The sequence below is a fragment of the Virgibacillus ihumii genome, assembly GCF_902726655.1.
Classification (GTDB): domain Bacteria; phylum Bacillota; class Bacilli; order Bacillales; family Amphibacillaceae; genus Lentibacillus; species Lentibacillus ihumii.
Genome location: NZ_CACVAN010000001.1, coordinates 719368 through 738949 on the forward strand (window position 1 = coordinate 719368; position 19582 = coordinate 738949).

Annotated in this window: 16 protein-coding genes and 1 pseudogene; 8 read left to right on the forward strand and 9 right to left on the reverse strand. The window is 40.5% G+C overall.

Features of this window, described 5'->3' with window-relative positions:
- Window positions 1–136 precede the first annotated feature (136 nt).
- The 6 genes and pseudogenes from HUX68_RS03515 to HUX68_RS03540 form a co-directional block, all read left to right on the forward strand.
- A complete protein-coding gene (locus tag HUX68_RS03515) occupies window positions 137–2260 on the forward strand; it encodes a heavy metal translocating P-type ATPase (protein ID WP_174613510.1) in 2124 nt (707 codons plus the stop codon).
- A 21-nt stretch (window positions 2261–2281) separates the two neighbouring features.
- Complete coding sequence (locus HUX68_RS03520) at window positions 2282–2893, forward strand: YdhK family protein (RefSeq protein WP_174613512.1); 612 nt, start codon at window positions 2282–2284, stop codon at window positions 2891–2893.
- A gap of 275 nt (window positions 2894–3168) precedes the next feature.
- Window positions 3169–4176 carry a LacI family DNA-binding transcriptional regulator gene (locus HUX68_RS03525; RefSeq protein ID WP_174613514.1) on the forward strand — a complete coding sequence of 336 codons (1008 nt, stop codon included), beginning with the start codon at window positions 3169–3171 and terminating at the stop codon, window positions 4174–4176.
- Window positions 4177–4264: 88 nt separating this feature from the next.
- Entirely contained in the window at window positions 4265–5947 is a 1683-nt protein-coding gene (locus HUX68_RS03530; protein ID WP_174613516.1) for a glycoside hydrolase family 13 protein, read from the forward strand.
- A gap of 293 nt (window positions 5948–6240) precedes the next feature.
- Window positions 6241–6672, forward strand: a complete 432-nt coding sequence (locus HUX68_RS03535; RefSeq protein WP_174613518.1) for a hypothetical protein — start codon at window positions 6241–6243, stop codon at window positions 6670–6672.
- Window positions 6673–6861: 189 nt separating this feature from the next.
- Window positions 6862–7119, forward strand: a pseudogene (locus tag HUX68_RS03540) (endonuclease); the annotation flags it as partial.
- A gap of 355 nt (window positions 7120–7474) precedes the next feature.
- Here the strand turns inward: HUX68_RS03540 and HUX68_RS03545 are convergent.
- Window positions 7475–8521: a citrate/2-methylcitrate synthase gene (locus HUX68_RS03545; protein WP_174613520.1), complete on the reverse strand. Its 1047-nt coding sequence runs from the start codon at window positions 8519–8521 to the stop codon at window positions 7475–7477.
- A gap of 111 nt (window positions 8522–8632) precedes the next feature.
- On the opposite strand from HUX68_RS03545, the gene HUX68_RS03550 reads away from it, so the two are divergent.
- Window positions 8633–9511 (forward strand): LysR family transcriptional regulator, encoded by an 879-nt coding sequence (locus HUX68_RS03550; RefSeq protein WP_174613521.1) that lies wholly within the window; start codon window positions 8633–8635, stop codon window positions 9509–9511.
- Window positions 9512–9680: 169 nt separating this feature from the next.
- Here the strand turns inward: HUX68_RS03550 and HUX68_RS03555 are convergent, their stop codons facing one another.
- The 8 genes from HUX68_RS03555 to HUX68_RS03590 form a co-directional block, all read right to left on the reverse strand.
- Window positions 9681–11210 carry an FAD-dependent oxidoreductase gene (locus tag HUX68_RS03555; RefSeq protein ID WP_174613522.1) on the reverse strand — a complete coding sequence of 510 codons (1530 nt, stop codon included), beginning with the start codon at window positions 11208–11210 and terminating at the stop codon, window positions 9681–9683.
- 139 nt (window positions 11211–11349) lie between these two features.
- Complete coding sequence (gene narI / locus HUX68_RS03560) at window positions 11350–12042, reverse strand: respiratory nitrate reductase subunit gamma (RefSeq protein WP_174613524.1); 693 nt, start codon at window positions 12040–12042, stop codon at window positions 11350–11352.
- 38 nt (window positions 12043–12080) lie between these two features.
- Complete coding sequence (gene narJ, locus HUX68_RS03565) at window positions 12081–12683, reverse strand: nitrate reductase molybdenum cofactor assembly chaperone (protein WP_174613526.1); 603 nt, start codon at window positions 12681–12683, stop codon at window positions 12081–12083.
- A complete protein-coding gene (narH, locus tag HUX68_RS03570) occupies window positions 12680–14185 on the reverse strand; it encodes a nitrate reductase subunit beta (RefSeq protein WP_174613527.1) in 1506 nt (501 codons plus the stop codon). The genes narJ and narH overlap by 4 nt, the downstream gene beginning before the upstream one ends.
- Complete coding sequence (locus HUX68_RS03575; protein WP_174613529.1) at window positions 14175–17867, reverse strand: nitrate reductase subunit alpha; 3693 nt, start codon at window positions 17865–17867, stop codon at window positions 14175–14177. The genes narH and HUX68_RS03575 overlap by 11 nt, the downstream gene beginning before the upstream one ends.
- Window positions 17854–18144 (reverse strand): hypothetical protein, encoded by a 291-nt coding sequence (locus tag HUX68_RS03580; protein ID WP_174613532.1) that lies wholly within the window; start codon window positions 18142–18144, stop codon window positions 17854–17856. Before HUX68_RS03580 ends, HUX68_RS03575 begins: the two co-directional genes overlap by 14 nt.
- Before the next feature lie 104 nt (window positions 18145–18248).
- Window positions 18249–18563 (reverse strand): hypothetical protein, encoded by a 315-nt coding sequence (locus tag HUX68_RS03585; protein ID WP_174613534.1) that lies wholly within the window; start codon window positions 18561–18563, stop codon window positions 18249–18251.
- Window positions 18564–18598: 35 nt separating this feature from the next.
- Window positions 18599–19021 (reverse strand): hemerythrin domain-containing protein, encoded by a 423-nt coding sequence (locus tag HUX68_RS03590; RefSeq protein WP_174613536.1) that lies wholly within the window; start codon window positions 19019–19021, stop codon window positions 18599–18601.
- 246 nt (window positions 19022–19267) lie between these two features.
- Between HUX68_RS03590 and HUX68_RS03595 the strand changes: the two genes are divergently transcribed.
- Window positions 19268–19537, forward strand: coding sequence for an acylphosphatase (locus HUX68_RS03595; protein ID WP_174613538.1), 270 nt, complete (start codon window positions 19268–19270; stop codon window positions 19535–19537).
- Window positions 19538–19582 lie beyond the last annotated feature (45 nt).

Sequence of the window (19582 nt, forward strand, 5' to 3'; positions counted from 1 at the left end):
GGTTTGTAACTGTTTTTTTATGTTTGTATAATACCATACAAGGGTATCGTATTATTGTAATTAGCGGTGAGCACCTTATAGGATCAAAGGTATCACCTGAAAATTTTAAGGAATGTTAAATGTAAGGAGTGATCGTATGGCGAATCACGATGAAAAACATAAATCCCATCATCATCATGAACACGGTCATCACAGCCATGATGGTTATACAGAGCACAACACCAATAATCATGATCATCACAACCATCAGGAGCACAGTAATCATGCGAATCATGATCATGGCGGTCGTGGAGGGCACGATCATCACGACCATGGGGATATGGTGAACAATTTCAAAAAACGATTTTATATTTCCTTAGTCGTTACGATCCCAATTCTAATTTTGTCACCAATGATACAGGATTTCATCGGTGTTGACTGGCAATTTGCGAATGACCAATATATATTATTCGCGCTTGCAACGTTTGTATTTTTCTATGGTGGCTGGCCATTTATCACTGGCGGTATTAGTGAGTTAAAACAAAAGAATCCCGGAATGATGACACTGATCGGGCTTGCTATTTTTGTTGCGTATGGATACAGTTCCCTCACCGTATTCGGATTGCAGGGGAAAAACTTTTTCTGGGAACTGGCGACACTGATTGATATTATGCTGCTGGGACATTGGATTGAAATGCGTTCTGTCATGGGAGCATCCAATGCGCTGGAAGAACTCGTGAAGCTCATGCCGAACGAAGCGCATAAAGTGGATGAACAAGGTGAAATACAGGATGTCCCGGTGTTTGATTTGAAACATAAAGACCGGGTCCTTGTAAAACCTGGTGAAAAAATTCCCGTCGATGGAACGATAGTGGACGGTAAATCGGCTATTGATGAATCGATGCTTACCGGGGAATCGGTACCAGTGGAAAAATACAAAGGTGATGAAGTTATCGGCGGTTCGGTCAATAACGAAGGATCACTTACGATACAGGTTGAAAAAACAGGTGATGACTCATACCTTACCCAGGTTATAACACTGGTAAAAGAAGCACAGGAATCAAAATCCCGAACACAGGATATCACCAACCGGGCAGCAAAGTGGTTGTTTTATGTGGCCCTGGCATCTGGTTTTATTACATTGTTCATCTGGTTAATGTTAGGATATCCATTTGATGTTGCCTTGGAGCGAATGGTTACAGTAATGGTTATTACATGTCCGCATGCGCTTGGATTAGCCGCACCACTTGTAATTGCAGTCTCGACATCGATATCTGCTAAGCATGGATTACTCATCAGAAACCGAGCTAATTTTGAAGGGGCTAGAAATCTTAATGCGGTTGTTTTTGATAAAACGGGCACATTGACAAAAGGTGAGTTCGGGGTAACTGACATTGTCCCGACTAAAGAATATGAGGAAGAAGAAGTCCTGAACTGGGCAGCGAGCCTGGAACAAAATTCAGAGCATCCCATTGCAGCAGGTATCGTAAAGTCTGCGAAAGAAAAAGGGATTAAACTTAAAAAAATTACCGATTTTGAATCCATCACCGGAAAAGGAATCCAGGGGATAATAGATGGTAAAAAGATAAATGTTGTCAGTCCCGGATATGTTGATAACCAGCATATGGATTATGACAGACAACTATTCAATGAAATGTCGGAAGCAGGAAAGACGGTTGTATTTGTATTGGTTGAGGATGAATTGGTCGGCATGATTGCCCTGGCTGATATGGTGCGGGAAACAGCCAAAGAAGCGATTGCTTCCCTGAAAGAAAAGGGTATTCATTCGGTCATGTTAACTGGTGATAATAAGAGAGTTGCGCACTGGGTCGCCAACCAATTGGATATTGACGAAGTATATGCAGAAGTTTTACCAGACAAAAAGGCCGACCAAGTGAAGGAAATTAAATCAACAAAAGGATGGCAAGTTGCCATGACCGGTGACGGGGTGAATGATGCTCCTGCTTTGGCGACTGCCGATTTGGGAATTGCCATTGGAGCCGGTACAGATGTAGCCATGGAGACAGCGGATGTTGTTCTTGTAAAAAGTAACCCGAAAGATGTTGTTTCCTTAATCGGGTTATCGAAACAAACATACCGGAAAATGATCCAGAATCTATGGTGGGCAACCGGGTATAATATTTTTGCAATACCGCTTGCGGCAGGGGTTTTAGCTCCGTTAGGAATCGTACTAAGCCCGGCAGTAGGGGCAGTATTAATGAGCTTGAGTACGGTGATAGTGGCGATTAATGCACGGATGTTTACGTATAACCAACAATAAAAAATTTGAAGGAGGATTATTATGACAAACAAAAAACTATGGATGGGTGTTGTTCTGATCTGTACTGCTATGCTGTTAGCTGCATGCGGCAGTGGCAGCGGTGAAACAAATGCAGAAAATGATGATGCAAACCAGCAACAGACAAACGAGAAATCATCCTCCCATTCGCAAGGTAATATGTCTGAGCATATGTCCAGTTCAGGAAAAGTTCCCGCTGGATTGCAAGAAGCAAAAAATCCCAAATATGAAGTTGGAAGTAATGCTATTATTAAAGCCGAGCATATGCATATGAAGGGGATGAGTGGTGCTAGGGCAACCATTGTAGGGGCATTCGACACAACTGCCTATGCGGTTTCTTTTACCCCGACAAATGGCGGCGAACCGGTAAAGAACCATAAATGGGTCATCCATGAGGAACTTCTTGTTGAAGATCCAGGAGAAGCCCCGCTGGAACCAGGTACTGAAGTGATCTTAAATGCGGATCATATGAAAGGAATGAATGGTGCCAAAGCCGTCATTGATTCAGCAGTCGAAACTACCGTATATATGGTTAATTTCACACCATCTACAGGTGGTGAGAAAGTTGTTAACCATAAGTGGGTTGTCGAAAGTGAACTTGAATCAGCTGAATAAGTACGAATCGTGAATAAGGAAGGAAACAGATAGATGGTATCAATCTTATATTGGTACCTCTTTTTGTTTTTCAATATTTCTTAACTAAGTACACTTTAGGAACAAGATTTTATAAACGTTGAAGGCTGCCTATATATAGTTAAATTGAATTTAATAAATGAAATTATTAATGAGTGTTGACGCATAATTGCAAACAGTGTAGGATAAAACCAAAGTTAAACGTTTACGTTATGTTTTGAGCAGTTCCAAGACTTTTACGGTAAGAAGGGGAAGCTATGAGTCCAACAATTAAAGATGTAGCCAAGAAGGCAGATGTATCGATCGCAACTGTATCAAGAATATTAAATGATCTTCCTGGATACTCGGAAAACACAAAAAATAAAGTTTTGGCAGCCATCAAAGAGCTGAATTATCAGCCAAATGCGATTGCTCGCGGTTTAATTAACAAAAAGACACAAACCCTTGGTGTTCTTTTTCCCGATGTATCAGGAATGCTGTCATCAGAAATTCTGCGGGGAATTGAAAGCAAGGCGCATGAATTAGGGCATAGTGTGATTGTATGCAATACTTCTTCAAACGGGAAAAAAACGATGAAATACTTGCAGCTTCTGAAGGAGAAACAGGTAGACGGTGTCATTTTTGCAAGTGAAGAAATGACAGAAGATTACTATACAACTCTTAAAGCGATGGATGTGCCAGTTGTTCTTGTTTCCACTTCATCGTACAAATTTCCACTTCCATACGTTAAAGTTGATGATCGGCATGCAGCTTACAGTGCAACCGAGTTTCTAATCAGAAAAGGGCACACGCATATAGGGATGATTAGTGGGTGCAGGCAAGATAAAATTGCCGGGGAGCCGAGAGTGGAGGGCTATAAGCAGGCAATGAAAGAGCACGACTTGTCCGTTAAAGAAGATAACATTGCTTCAAATGGCGGGTTTGGTTTTAAAGATGGGGCAGAATGTTTTCCGGTTTTATTAAACAGGTTTCCCGAAATGACAGCTCTCTTCGCGGCCAGCGATGAGATAGCCATTGGTGCAATATCTATGGCTCATCAACTTGGGATTCAAGTTCCGGATGATCTCTCCGTGATAGGTTATGATAATACGAAACTATCGGAAATGTCGATTCCTCCTCTGACCGCCTTGGCGCAGCCATTGTTCGAGATGGGGTATAAATCGGCCAATACTCTTTTTCAAATGCTGCGGACTGGTAAGGAAGTTGGAAGTTATATCTTGCCTCACACGATTGTGGAACGTCAATCAGTTAAAGACTTAACATAGGAGAAATATATGTCGCTATTTGTACAGTGGCAAATACTTTTTTCATTTACGTAAACGTTTACGTTATATAAGAAAGGATGACATGATGATGCAAAAAGCCTGGTGGAAAGAATCGGTTGTTTATCAAATTTACCCCCGGAGTTTTAATGACAGCAATGGAGACGGAATTGGCGACATCAGAGGGATTATCCAAAAGCTTGACTACTTGCAAAAACTTGGCATCGATGTAATCTGGCTTTCGCCTGTCTATCAGTCGCCCAACGATGATAACGGCTATGACATCAGCGATTATCAGTCGATTATGGATGAGTTCGGTACGATGGAAGATTTCGATGAGATGCTTAGGGAAGCTCATAAGCGCGATATTAAAATAATGATGGACCTTGTTGTTAATCATACTTCAGATGAACATGCCTGGTTTCTTGAATCACGATCTTCAAAAGACAGCCAAAAGCGGGACTATTACATATGGAAGGATGCAAAAGACGGCAAAGAACCAACAAACTGGGAATCCTCGTTCAGCGGTTCTGCATGGCAATACGATACAACGACAGATCAATATTTTCTGCACCTATTCAGTAAAAAACAACCCGATCTCAATTGGGAGAACGAAACACTAAGGCAGGAAATTTACGACATGATGACCTGGTGGCTTGATAAAGGTATTGACGGTTTTCGTATGGACGTGATTAATTTTATTTCAAAGGACCAAAACTACTCTGACGGTAAAGTGAAGAATGGAAAAAAATATGCTTCAGGGTCTGACTATTTCAGGGATGGTCCGCGTATCCATGAATTCTTGCAGGAAATGAATCAGAAGGTGTTGTCACATTACGATATTATTACTGTGGGAGAAATGCCCGGGGTAAACACGGAACAGGCAAAACTTTATACCGGTGAGGACCGCAATGAACTGAACATGGTTTTTCATTTTGAACACATGGGACTGGGTGACGGCGATAATGGAAAATGGAGCCACTTGCCGTGGAAACTGACTGAGCTCAAGGAAATCATGACAAAATGGCAAAAGGAACTCGAAGAAGAAGGCTGGAACAGTCTTTATTGGAATAACCATGACCAGCCCCGTGTTGTCTCGCGTTTCGGCAACGACGAGGAATACCGCGAGAAATCGGCAAAAATGCTCGCAGCCTGTATGCACATGATGAAAGGCACGCCCTACATTTATCAGGGTGAAGAGATAGGGATGACAAATGTGCATTTTCCGGATATAACGGATTACCAAGATATTGAAACCTTGAACATGTACCGTGAACAGGTTGAAGAGTATGGAAAAGATCCTGAAGAGGTGCTGAAATCGATTTATGCAAGAGGACGGGATAATGCCCGGACACCAGTTCAGTGGGATAATACAGAACATGCCGGATTTACAGATGGCACCCCCTGGATCAAGGTGAATCGGAATTACAATGAGATTAACGCAAAACAGGCGTTGAGTGATCCAAATTCCATCTTTTATTTTTATAAAAAACTAATTGAACTGAGAAAACAGTATGATGTAATTGTTTACGGCAGCTATGAACTTCTTCTTCCTGATAGTGAGGCGATCTATGCTTACACGAGAAGCCTGGGGGATGAAAAGCTTCTCATCTTGTGTAACTTTACGGGAGAAAAGCAGCCCTGTGAGCTTCCGGAAGAACTCGTTAATCCCTCGAAGGAGATGTTAATTACAAATGATGCGGAGGCTGAGAGCCGCAACTTCCAATCAATTACATTAAACCCTTATGAAGCATCCGTTTATCGGCTGCGGTAATTACTACCGGGCGAAATTGTCATTCGTCCGGTGTTTCCTATCTCTCGTGTACATTTTGGCTCAGAAGTGGATTATCAGCGGCGTTGAAAAAGGTGCGATAAAGTAACGGATAAATAATATGGTTTTGAAAAATAAAATAATATTTATTATCCTTTTTCATATATTGGGCGCTTTTCTCCAAGAGAATTGCGCCTTTATGTAATCGATCCATTGACGTAGCTTATTATCCTGTGTAAGAATAATCTTAATGATCCGAATTAAAATCGATATTTTATAAGGAAAGTGATTGAAAAATGCTTTATATATGGAACATTGAGCGAATAATTAAAGCAACATTGAATGAACTTAATCTGGACATTAACTATGAGTCCAACAATGAATTAGCTGTACCAATGAGCTATAATGTATCAACAAAGACGATAAAATTTAATTATCTGCAAGTAAATGGGTATGTCAGAGAATTATTTAAATTAAAGGAGTCAGATGAAAATATTATTAAGTTAATCCTTTATCATGAACTCGGTTATTATTTGGATTTCAAGAAAAATAAACGTGATTTAAAAATATTAATATATGGAGAAGATGATGAAAAAGAAGAGCTTCAATCGGAAATAGAAGCAAATGCGTGGGAATATGGCAGAACATTGGTGCCTGAACATTTGGTGAAATCTTATGATAAAATACGTGAATTTGAAGAGACACGTATACAAGGGTCTACAAACTAAAGGGTGAAAGTAAGATCAACCGTATCTTGCTTTCACCCTTTTTCTAATTTCTGGTAAGCCATTTTTTCTAACAATAAAAGGAATAAACGTGAGAACAGACTTGAAATATTATGTTTCAAATTGGATTTTTCGCAATTTTTAGTGTGCAATAATATAATAGAACAAACGTTCTAATGGGGAGTGGGATTAGTGGGTAAGGGGAGATTAACAAAAAGAACACTTAGTGATCGAGAAATAGTAGAATTGTATAAGAATGGCGAACGAACAATTGAAATTGCTAACCATGCTAATGTAACATCACGTTATATATGCTTAGTGTTGCATAGGAATAATGTTGAAATGAGACCACACGGAAGCTGGAAGCGGAAATATATATTTAATGAGCATTATTTCAAAACTTGGTCAAATAATATGGCATATATTCTGGGGTTTTTCATTGCGGCAGGAGAACAATTAATCTTTTTTCTAAATGGATATACCGGAATAAAGATTTATATTTAAAACGAAAGTATAACGAATTTCAACTGGAAAAATTACCTGTGGATCAATTACAAGACAGAGGGATTAAGGTACATAAAAATGCACTAAAAGAAAGAAGAAAAAAATTAAACAGTAATGATTTCCGGGTTAGGAGGGTGTTTGAAAACACCTTCTTTATTTTACAATATTTTCTAGTAGACATAATATATCTTATCAGCACTCATCAAAAATTTAATTACTTTGTCTCAAAAATAAAGTTTACTTATGATATTGAGATAAATTAAAAAATCACGCTGATTTTCAACGTGATTTTTTAATGCTTTTAACCAATATATTTAACTGACGGCCTGAAAATTGTATTGTTATCAGCTTGTTCTATTGCATGTGCACACCATCCGACAATTCGGCTTGCACTGAATATGGCTGTGAATAAAGATGAATCTAAATCCAGTGATTTCATTATAGCAGCTGCATAATATTCGACATTTGTATACAGTGCCTGATTTGGTTTATATTCACGCAACATGTTTACGGTTTTTATCTCTGTTTTTAATGCTAACTCAATCCAATCCGGTTTTTCTTCCAGTTTCAGTAATGTTGTTTTTAAAGCTTCTGAGCGCGGATCAAACGTTTTATAGACACGATGGCCAAAACCCATGATGCGCTCATTATTCTGTAATTTACTTTGTATAACGTTATAGATTCTGTCTTCAGTAGCGATTTCGTCGAGTAATTTAATAACGCCCGATGGCGCGCCGCCATGTAATGGTCCTTTCATCGTTTCTAAGGCACTTGTAACTGCTGCGGTCAGATCACTTTGTGTTGAAATTGTAACCCTGGCTGAGAATGTGGATGCATTCATGCCGTGTTCCATCGTCATAATCATATAAGATTCAAGTATTTTTGCTTTTGTTTCATTAACAGTTCCAGTTAACATATAGATAAAATTTTCTGAGTGTTTTAAATTGCGACTAGGTTTAATCTCCGGTAGTTGATTAATTTTACGGAAGCGATATGCAATAATGGTTGGTATAATGGCGATCAAACGTATGGCTTTACTATCCGACAAGGCTGAAATCCCGGTCCGTAATACATCCATCATTGGGGTATGTGTTGGTATCGTATCAAGTATAATCTTTAATTGCTCCGGCAGATTGCGTTCAGCTTTTAAGTCTAAATCAAATGCGGTTAACTTATTTGCATTCGGTATTCGATCGTATAGCAAAAAGAAAGCTGTTTCCTCAAATGAATAATTGTCAATTATTTCTTCAATATGCAGTCCGCGATATGATAATTTACCTTGACTGCCATTAATATCACTAATTCTTGTTTCAGCTACAATTACATCTTTTAATCCACGGGTGTTCATGCATATCTCCCCTTCCCTTTTGTTATTTTTATTGTATATGATGCTTTCCATTATTAAAATTTAATGTTTTTTTATATAATAATTAGTAATTCTTATTAATGAGGTAGAATTATGGACATGCGCTTATTAAAAACATTTATTATGGCAGCTGAATACGAAAACTTTAGAATTGTATCTGAAAAGTTATATATAACCCAGCCTGCCGTAACTTTTCAAATACGCCAGTTGGAGAAGGAAATCGGTAATAAGTTATTTTTGAAACATGGCCGACAGATTCAATTAACTGAAATTGGGCGGTTATTTTACAAAGAGGCATTAAAATTGGTCAATCAATATGAAACCAGTATGACACTGATTGGTAACTATCAGCAGGGATTTACAAAATCGATTCGGATTGCAATTTCACCACTGCTTGCCGATACGGTGCTGCCGGCTATTTTTCGGGAATATACGAAACGTAATTCCAATGTGGTGTTATCAATACAGGTTATTGAATCAAATGATATAAATGATGCTGTTGAAAATGATGAAGCGGATATTGGGCTGTCCTGTTTACCAGGGTCTTCAAATATTAATACTGTAAAATTTCATGAAGAATCTATAAGCCTGGTATGCAGTCATGATGGATACGATCTTGAATCGGGACCTGTTCTTGAAGCAAGAAAGTTGCTTGAGAATAATGTTATTTTCACGGATAATCACCCTGTTTATTGGAGGGCTCTTAAGGAACAATTGAAAGCAACCTTGCATACTTTTAAATTTATAAAAATTACACAGTCGCACATCGCAAAGCGATTTGTGCTTGAAGGCATTGGCATCAGTTTTTTGCCTAAATCTATTATTAATCGGGAATTGCTCGAGGGCAGATTGTTGGAAGTTCCAGTTCCAATTCTGGAGCTTCCAAAAGCATGTATGTATATTCTTTATAAATACGATCATGAGAAGGAAAGTGATTTTGTACGTTTTGTATCGAATTTTCATCTTGGCTAAAAAAGCAGCCAATTCGGCTGCTTTTTTGGCAGTTAAGAAAGGATTTAATCCTTTCTTACTGCATAAGTGCAACTATAGTTGTCACCTAATGGCTTGGTAACATCCAAGTTTTCTAAGATAGTTGATCCGCAATTTACGGTTGATAATTTGCTCGCAACAGCGATAGCTTTTAATCAATTTCAACTCTATTCAATGGTTCATTGGCCGGACCATTCAGTACTTCTCCTGTGTACGAATATCGTGAGCCATGACAAGGGCAATCCCATGTACGATCACCGGAATTCCAGTGTGTTTCACAGCCAAGGTGCTTACAAGTTGTATCGACTGCATGTAAGTTACGTTCTTTATCCATATAAACGCCGGCGCGCATTCCATTTATTCGGGTTGTAATCGCATTATCAGGTGTAAGTTCGTCAATATTGTTGTTGGTGTACTCAAGTTTTCCTTTTATTAAATGTTTTGCTACATCCGCATTCGTACGCATAAATTTACGAATGGCAGGGTCGGCTTGAAATCTGGAAGGACTATATATTTCAGCATACGGATTTTCCTTTTCCAAAATACGATCACTTAAAATACTGGCGGCAATTGTTCCGTTTGTCATTCCCCATTTACGAAAGCCCGTGGCGACAAAAACTGAATTCTCACCTCTAGTTACCGGCCCGATATACGGCATTTTATCCAGTGTTGTTAAATCCTGCGCTGACCAGCGGTATACATAGTCCGTGATGCCGAATTTTTCTTCCGCAAATTGTTGTAATGCATCATAATGCTGCATCGTGGATTGTCCTTGTCCGGTTTTGTGGTTTTCTCCTGCAAACAGCCACATTTCTTTTCCATCCATCTGTGCGGAACGAATTGATCGTGAGGGTGATTCAGCATTTATATACATACCACCCGGGAATTTTTCAGGCGTTTTGACTGCAACGATATATGCCCGTTCCGCGTACATTCTGGTTGGATAAAAACCCTGGCCATCGTAAAACGGATAGTGTGAAGCTTGGATTACATAACGGCAAGTTATGCGTTTGCCATCACGTGTTACGATAGCAGGATGCTTATTGTACTCTACATCGACTGCGGTCGTATTTTCATAAAACACTGCACCATTCTTCTCTGCTTCTTTTGCAATTGCCTTTAAGTATTTTAATGGATGAAACTGTGCCTGTTTCTCCATGCAAAGTGCACTTTTTATCGAAAGTCCAAGCGGGATGCTGTTGGTTAACTCCCCGGAGATACCCAGTTCATCATATGCTTTTTTCTCTGTTTCCAGTTTCTCTTGGTACTGCTCGGACGTAGCATAAATGTATGCATCTTCCTGCTGGTAATTACATTTAATTTTATGCTGTTCAACTAATTTTTCGATTAATTGTTTTGCTTCCATATTTGCCTGATGATATTTTGATGCCTGCTCAGCCCCGAAATGCCGGGAAAATTCATCATAAATAAGTCCATGCTGGGCTGTGATTTTGGCTGTCGTATGACCGGTAGTTCCCTTTAGGAGTAATCCGGCATCAATTAAAGTCACCTTTAAACCTTCTTTTGCAAGTAAATATGCTGCAGTTATTCCTGTGATTCCACCCCCTACAATACCAACATCAGTTTTGACAGAATCCTGAAGTCTTGGGAATGATGGAAGTTCAATTGAATCCCTCCAGTAAGATTCAGGAAACTGCGGGATGTGAATATTCTCAGTCACGTCTATTTCCTCCTCATGTGCAATACTTTCATGGAATTTATTATTTGTTGTAATGTGTTGATTTATGCTCTGAGAGGAATAAAATTATCAAAACCAAAGGCAGCATATCGATGCTGCCTTTGGTTTTGATGTGTATTATTTATTTTACTTTTTTGTATTGAGCTCTTGATCTATACTGTTGTGGTGCTCTGGTTGGGTATGTTATCGGTATACTGTAAAAATGAATCAATCTTGTGAACGGTATTGAAGCAAAAAGTCCAAAGGCCGTTAAGGTATGCAGTTTAAAGACGAACGGAATACCTGTCATAACCTGATATTGCGGATTGAAGACGAATAAACTTCTGAACCATGGTCCAATTGCTGAACGATAATCAAATTCCTCAGGTGTGAAGTTTCCAAAAACAGTCATGTACGTTCCGATTCCGGCTACAATCAGCAGCGCGACAACAGAAAAGAAATCTGCAAATGTTGCATGAATTCTTATCGGATCAATTACTATTTTACGAATGAGCAAAATAACCAGACCGGCCACTGTTGCGATACCGGCAAGTCCGCCCCCGTATACTGCGCCCATATGATACAAATGATTAGAAATCCCCAGCGTTTCATAAAAGCTCATCGGGATCACAATTCCCATTATATGACCTATAAATGCGAATACAATACCCCAATGAAAAAGAGGTGAACCAAGCCGGAGCCATTTTTTTTCAAAAAACTCCGTTGATGGTGCTGCCCATGTTAATTGTCGAAATGTAAAGCGATATAACAGACCGAAAACCATGATAGCCAGTGTTACGTAAGGAAAGATAACCCACCAGAAAATCCCGGTCATATCTTTCGCCTCCTTTAATTATTGAGTTTTTCCTTCTATCATTTGTACATAATCGGGTACGGCAATTCTTCCAAATCCGCTTCTTCCCTTTCAAATTCAAGTTTATCAATTTCTTCTTTAGTTGGTTCCGGAAAAACATAAACGGCTAAAATATGCAGTATATCATAGTATGGACTGTCAAGCGGCATGCTGCTGAGTATTCTTTTTAACGCTGCAGCCAACCTTCTTAATAATCGTTCATTTTCCTGGTTGTCTGGTGCAACAGCCAGGAATTCAAATAACATTGGTAAATAATCTGCCAGTTCTTCATCCACCCGTTCAAAGCCAGCATTACTGATGATATTTTGCAGCTTAATTAACCCTGCACCACGCTTACTGCTGTCACCGAATTCATGCGCGGTAAGATATAACCCGTGTTTTGCCTTCAGATCGAAAGTTGCAACATAGGTTTGTTTCAGTTCCTCCGGTGATAAACTGTGTAAAGCTTTTAGTGTTTTGTTTAATTCTTTTTTCAGTTCCTCCGATGTAATATTATCCTGTACACAATCCTGAATATCTATTTGTTCTTTTATAAAATTTTCATCTGGATAAGCCAATAGCCGGGAACCGATAATGAGTAAGGTACGGTCTTGGTCGTTCATTGTCTGACACCCTTTCCGAATGGATATGTTACCACTCCTTCAGGGGGGGCAAGATCCTCCAAACTGCAAGCGCCTTGTTCGTAATACAATGCATCGCCATCCATTTCTCTGCGTCCTGTAGGGATAACGAAGCGCTCATTATACTTGGCGATTCCCAGTAAACGGGCCATATCTTCAATTTCCTCCGGTGTCGTATTAGCCTCATTCAGCAGTTCACTTTGCCTAAACTCGTCAATGCCGCCAACTGTTTTTCCACGCATGTGAACGCGCATTGCTGTCAGTTTTAGTAATACTTTTCGGATTACATCTGTATCGTCCGCCGCCAGGATCGATGCGAGATATTGGACTGGAATCCGCATCTGGTTTACAGCCGGAATATAGCCATCTGTATCAAGTTCGTCCTCATTGGTAATATGATTCATAATCGGGCTTAGTGGCGGAACATACCAAACCATTGGTAATGTACGGTATTCAGGGTGCAATGGCAATGCGATTTTCCATTTTAATGCCATTTTATAAACGGGTGAATTCTGTGCACTTTCAATCCATTCATCATTGATTCCTGCTTTCTTCGCCTCTTTAATCACTTCAGGGTCGAATGGATCCTGGAATACGGAAAGTTGTGCTTCATAAAGATCTTGCGGATCTTCTACAGATGCAGCGTCTTTTACCTTATCCGCATCATATAGAACAACTCCAATGTATCGGATACGACCAACACATGTTTCAGAACAAATCGTTGGAAGACCGGCCTCTGTACGTGGATAACAGAAATTACATTTTTCAGCTTTATGTGTATTCCAGTTATAATAAACTTTATGATAAGGGCATCCGCTCATACAGAAACGCCAGCCGCGGCATGCCTCCTGATCCACAAGCACAATACCGTCTTCATCCCGCTTGTACAGTGCACCTGATGGACAGGATGCTACACATGACGGGTTAAGGCAGTGTTCACATATCCTTGGCAGATACATCATAAACGTTTTTTCGTACTGCATCGAGATGTGTTCTTGTAATTTCTCAACAGTGGGATCCTTTGAAACTGTTTCGCTTCCGCCTGCAAGATCATCATCCCAGTTCGGTCCCCACTCTGGCTTATCAATATATTCGCCTGTAATCGCAGACTGAGGTCTGCCAACAGGAAGGTTATCCCCCTTTGGACTATGAATCAGGTTTTGATAGTCATATGTCCAAGGTTCATAGTAATCATCCATGGAAGCCATATCCGGATTATAAAAAATATTCATCAGCTTGGTGATTGGTCCGCCGGCTTTAAGCTGCAGTTTTCCGTTCTTCAGAACCCAACCGCCTTTAAAATGATCAGTGTCTTCCCAACGTTTTGGATAGCCCACACCGGGACGTGTTTCAACATTATTGAACCACATGTATTCTGTACCCGGACGATTTGTCCATGTATTTTTACAAGTTACTGAACAAGTGTGACAGCCGATACATTTGTCCAAGTGCATCACCATTGCGACTTGTGCTTTAATTCTCAAGCCAATCAACCTCCTTAAGTGGTCTGATAACTGCGATTGTATCCCGCTGGTGTCCTGTTGGTCCATAATAATTGAATCCGTAACTCAGCTGGGAATATCCGCCAATCATGTGTGTTGGTTTCAGACTGATGCGGGTTACACTGTTATGTGTACCACCGCGTTTTTTCTTGCCGCGATCTTTACTGACAGTTGTTGCCGGAACACCTAACGTACGATCCTGGGCATGGTACATGTAGGCCATTCCTTTTGGTATTCGATAAGTCAAAACTACACGTGCGGCGATTGCGCCATTCCGGTTATATACCTCAACAAAATCGTTATCTTTCAACCCAATCGAAGCACCATCTTTTTCATTCATCCAAATCGTCTGCCAGCCACGAAACAATGTCGACATGTTCGTAGTATCCGTAAACATCGTATGGATACCCCATTTCTGGTGCGGTGTAAGGTATCTTACTGTAATAGAATCACCGTTTGCTTTCACACCCTCTTCATTCTTCAGAAATGGACCATAGTTTAATGGCGGCAAATATAGCGGCAGTCCTTCACCAAAGTCCAGCATCATTTCATGATCCAGATAGAAACTTTGTCTTCCGGTAAGTGTACGCCATGGAATGTTATATTCCGTATTGACGGTAAATGGCGAATACCGGCGATGATCCTTTTCAAGACCGCTCCAGACCGGCGTTGAAATAGCTGTCCGCGGTTGGATAGTTAAATCACGTAATGTATGATCTTCTTCTTCGCGCGCTGCTGATATGTCGCCAAGTTTCTGCCCGGTTTTCGCTTCCAGGGACTTCCATCCGGCAACTGCACGCTTTCCGTTGGTTGCCCCGGACATCAATAGTATGGCATTAATTGCCTGCTGGTCCGTATACAAATCCGGATTGCCTTTTCCAATGCCGTCCCGTTTGGATTTTCCCAGTCTTTTTCCTAATTCATCATAAACCGGTTCACCCGGGATTGTAACGCCCTTGCCACCGTAACCATTTTTGATTAGCGGTCCCATAGTGGTCATCTTCTGATACGTATTTGGATAATCCCTGCTGATAATTTTCATGTTTGGCATGGTCTTACCCGGAATTGCTTCCACTTCACCTTTTCGCCAATCCTTTATTTCACCAAATGGTTGAGAAATCTCATTTTCCGAATCATGTCCAAGCGGTGAAGTTACCAGTTCCTCTGTTTCGGGTAAATGTTTCTCAGCCAGCTCTGAAAATTCTTTACTGATTTCCCGGAACGTGTTCCAGTCACTTTTTGCTTCCCAAGGCGGCGAAATAGCAGCATTAAACGGATGCACAAATGGATGCATATCCGTACTGCTGATATCAAATTTCTCATACCAAGTTGCTGCGGGAAGAACAATGTCTGAGAATAAACCGGAACTGGTCATTCTGAAATCAACGCTTACAAGCAGATCAGCTTTTCCTGTTGGTGCTTCATCCGTAACTTTTACATTTTTTGGCTGCCAGGAATTTTCCGGTTCGGCCAGGACCTGGTTGTCACCGCCGATCAAATGTTTAACGAAGAATTCGTGGCCTTTACCACTGTCACCCAAAAGATTGGACCGCCAGTTAAAGAAAAGCCTTGGAAAGTTTCTCGGATTATCCGGATTTTCAATGGCCCATTCCAGTTTGTTTTCTTTCAGCTTTTTGACGACATCGTCAATAACTTCCTGGTCCGTTGTTGCACCGTTTTCACGGCTTTCTTTCACAATATCAATTGAGTTCTGTGTGAACTGCGGATAAGATGGCAGCCATCCAAGTCGGGCTGACAGGGCATTAATATCAGCCGGGTGAATCGAATCATATTTATTGCCCCAGGCGGAATCCCCTTCGTTCAATTGTGTTTCATAACGGTGCTGGTCCGTATGAAAATAGAAATAAGATGTACCATTTTGCAGCCGTGTTGCTTTTTGCCAGTCACCGGAGAACGATACCTGTTGCCAACCTTCCTGGGGGCGGACTTTTTCCTGGCCGACATAATGTGCCCAGCCACCGCCATTGACACCTTGTGAACCTGTTAATAAAACAAGGTTTAAAATGGCACGGTAGATTTGGTCACTATGATACCAGTGATTCGTTCCGCCTCCCATGGCAATCATCGATTTTCCTTTTGTACGTTCGGCATTATCAGCAAATTCTTTGGCAACTTTAATGACGTGATTCTTGTTAACACCTGTCATACTTTCCTGCCAGGCAGGGGTATATGGTTTCGGATCATCATAATCTTTTGGATAATCACCAGGCAAATCACGCCCCACCCCAGTATGTGCCATCATGAGATCATAAACCGTTGTAACTTTAATTGTTTCACCATTTTTATTCTGAATATGTTTGACAGGAACGCCTCTTTCTACGACTCCCCCATTTTCCTCGGCAAAATAAGGGAATTGAACCATCGTTACATCATCTGATTTGTCAATGAACGATAATGTCGGATCAATAAAGCTTCCATTCTGTTTTTTAAGTTCCAGATTCCATTTATTGTCATTATCCCAGCGGAATCCCATGCTGCCGTTCGGTGTCGCAGGTTCATTTGTGACATCATCCCATACAATTGTTTTCCATTCCCCTTTTGTATGGTGGTCATTCAAATCTGATGCACGGAGAAAACGATTACTGCGGTATGCACCATTTTCCTCTCTCAATGTAACCAAAAAAGGAAGATCTGTGTATTTCTTCGTATAGGATGTAAAGTAAGGTGTTTTTTTATTTACGTAAAATTCTTTTAAAATAACGTGTGTCATCGCCATTGCCAACGCTGCATCTGTACCGGCTCTGGCAGGCAGCCAAATGTCAGCGAACTTTTCATATTCAGCAAAGTCAGGGCTCACACCTACAACCTTCGTGCCGTTATACCTGGCCTCGACCATGAAATGTGCATCCGGTGTCCGGGTTTGCGGCAGATTCGTCCCCCAAATGATGAAATATTTGGAGTTATACCAGTCTGCACTCTCCGGTACATCTGTCTGCTCACCCCAGACTTGCGGTGATGCGGGCGGCAAGTCAGCATACCAGTCGTAGAAGCTTAAAATGGTACCGCCTATTAAGGATAGAAAGCGAGTTCCGGCTGCATAACTGACCATTGACATCGCAGGAATCGGACTGAAACCGGCAATACGATCCGGTCCGTATTTTTTAATCGTAACGATGGCTGCGCTTGCGATAATTTCGCACATGTCCTTCCAAGTGGCACGGACAAATCCTCCCTTACCGCGTGCACTGACATATTTTGCACGTTTTTCAGGATTGCTTGTAATATTTTCCCATGCTGTTACAGGATCACCTGCCTGTTCACGTTCCTGTTTCCAGAGTTCATATAAATCACTGCGAACATAAGGATACTTTACACGGATTGGACTGTACGTATACCAGGAGAAACTTGCTCCGCGCGGACATCCTCTTGGTTCGTATTCCGGAAAATCGTCCCCGGTACTTGGATAATCCGTCTGTTGTGTTTCGGAGGTGATGATCCCATCTTTTACATAAATTTTCCAGCTGCAAGACCCAGTACAATTAACGCCGTGTGTTGACCGAACAATTTTATCATGCTGCCATCTCCGTCGGTAAATATCCTCTGCATCACGCGGACGTGGGCTTTCTTCTGTGAAGTTATCATTAATTCGTTCGCCATGACGGATGTGTTTCAGGGTTTCAAATAGCTTATTACTTTTTCTCATCATTTAATTCCCCTTTATCGCTAAATGATTGGATTGGATTGAAACGATCTCCCAGTATCCGAAAGCTGCCGGAACCCTCCTCCAGTTCCTCAATAAATATTTCGAAGCTTGGAACATTTGAAGCGACCAGAATTAACCGTTCGATGGCATCATATTCTTTAATATCATAAATAGCCTGGATAATTCCCGGTGGTATTTCACCAAAACGCATTTTAAGTATTGCCAGTAAATCTTCGCGGTCATCAACAAAACTTGCCTCGTCTTCAAACATAAACATACTGTCCGCTCCTTTTCCTGCAGCTAAGAGAGTATGACTTTCCTGGCTGCATAAGTATCGCCATAAATGCTTGGCAATAAGCCTGAACCTCTAAAGTGAAGTACTTACATTTTCATCATTTTAAAATAATCCGCAATCATTACCTCTTTGCATTTTTCTCCGACTTCTTTAGTAAACTCTTTTATCTCACTATCCATATTTTTGATAGCATTATGTGTAAAAAACTTAGACTCTTCGTGCGCATAGCCCTCACCGAAATGAAAAATCAGCTGATAGCCATTCTGTTCTTTGATCGCATGCGCCTGGACATCATACGGATGAATATTATGTGTCTCTTCCAGGTGTTCCGTCACAAATTGGTAGAGATCTGGAAATAGAACTTGCAATGATTGTGTTGGTCCCATTTTTGACGGTTCCATTTATTTAACACCTCCACTTCGGATTCGATAAATGGTTAATGATCATGATCTGGAAGTACTTCCATTTCCTTTCGATTATGGAGTTCATCAATAATGATCAATGCTTGAAATTGCTGAAGGATAGAATTGTCCACATTGCTTTTTTTTAGAATTTCTTTTATTTCTTTAACAAGAATGCGCAGTAAATTGTGATCCCTTGTAAGTGCAACAATGTCATCACGTAATTCCGGTTGTTCTTCAATTATTTCTTTGTAAAGTCCCTCTTCCTCTGAATTGGCATGCTGAAGTATTCGTGATTCCCACAGTTCAATTAATACGTAAGCTAATTCTTTAGCTTTTTCCGTGTGATCGCCTTTAACCAGTTTTGACAGCAATTCTGTTAATTCGGCAGCTTCATTCAACGCTGCTTCATGAATTGCACTATGGCTGTCAACTTTTCTTAGCGCCGGACCTGACATAAAATGTTCACCCCATTAACTGTTATTCTATTCCAGTTCGTATATAATAAAGTTAGTTACTTTTTACTACACTTTCAGCTTATCATGCCTTAAAATGTTGAACAATAAATTAAAGTGAAGATTGGCAGTTATGTGATAATTATCACATGGGTTTCGTACGATATTTGTCATAAATTCATGATTTACATATAATTGTCGTTTAAAACTGTATTCAGACGGTAATAAGATGCTATAGAGGTGATTAAAATGTTAGCACATGTTACAGTAACCGGCCGCGTGCAAGGGGTTGGTTTCAGGTATTCCGCACAGCAGCAGGCTGCACAACATAATTTAACAGGTTGGGTTCAAAACAAAGCTGATGGGAGTGTGGAACTCAAAGTGGAAGGCCCCGAACAGAAGGTTGACCGCTTTTTGGAAGAAATGAAAGCAGGATTTACTCAGTTTATAAAAGTAAAGCAAATAGATGTGGACAGATTTAATAAAGACGAAGGGTATAAGCAATTCTCCATCAAATAAAGCCGCCATCCATTGCGGACAGCGGCTCTGTAAATACCTTCCCGG

Excerpts from the sequence above, each read along its gene's own strand:
- HUX68_RS03515 (WP_174613510.1), top strand. The coding sequence starts at position 137 with ATGGCGAATCACGATGAAAAACATAAATCCCATCATCATCATGAACAC.
- HUX68_RS03520 (WP_174613512.1), top strand. The coding sequence starts at position 2,282 with ATGACAAACAAAAAACTATGGATGGGTGTTGTTCTGATCTGTACTGCT.
- HUX68_RS03525 (WP_174613514.1), top strand. The coding sequence starts at position 3,169 with ATGAGTCCAACAATTAAAGATGTAGCCAAGAAGGCAGATGTATCGATC.
- HUX68_RS03530 (WP_174613516.1), top strand. The coding sequence starts at position 4,265 with ATGCAAAAAGCCTGGTGGAAAGAATCGGTTGTTTATCAAATTTACCCC.
- HUX68_RS03535 (WP_174613518.1), top strand. The coding sequence starts at position 6,241 with ATGCTTTATATATGGAACATTGAGCGAATAATTAAAGCAACATTGAAT.
- HUX68_RS03545 (WP_174613520.1), bottom strand. The coding sequence starts at position 8,521 with ATGAACACCCGTGGATTAAAAGATGTAATTGTAGCTGAAACAAGAATT.
- HUX68_RS03550 (WP_174613521.1), top strand. The coding sequence starts at position 8,633 with ATGGACATGCGCTTATTAAAAACATTTATTATGGCAGCTGAATACGAA.
- narI (WP_174613524.1), bottom strand. The coding sequence starts at position 12,042 with ATGACCGGGATTTTCTGGTGGGTTATCTTTCCTTACGTAACACTGGCT.
- narJ (WP_174613526.1), bottom strand. The coding sequence starts at position 12,683 with ATGAACGACCAAGACCGTACCTTACTCATTATCGGTTCCCGGCTATTG.
- HUX68_RS03575 (WP_174613529.1), bottom strand. The coding sequence starts at position 17,867 with ATGAGAAAAAGTAATAAGCTATTTGAAACCCTGAAACACATCCGTCAT.
- HUX68_RS03580 (WP_174613532.1), bottom strand. The coding sequence starts at position 18,144 with ATGTTTATGTTTGAAGACGAGGCAAGTTTTGTTGATGACCGCGAAGAT.
- HUX68_RS03585 (WP_174613534.1), bottom strand. The coding sequence starts at position 18,563 with ATGGAACCGTCAAAAATGGGACCAACACAATCATTGCAAGTTCTATTT.
- HUX68_RS03590 (WP_174613536.1), bottom strand. The coding sequence starts at position 19,021 with ATGTCAGGTCCGGCGCTAAGAAAAGTTGACAGCCATAGTGCAATTCAT.
- HUX68_RS03595 (WP_174613538.1), top strand. The coding sequence starts at position 19,268 with ATGTTAGCACATGTTACAGTAACCGGCCGCGTGCAAGGGGTTGGTTTC.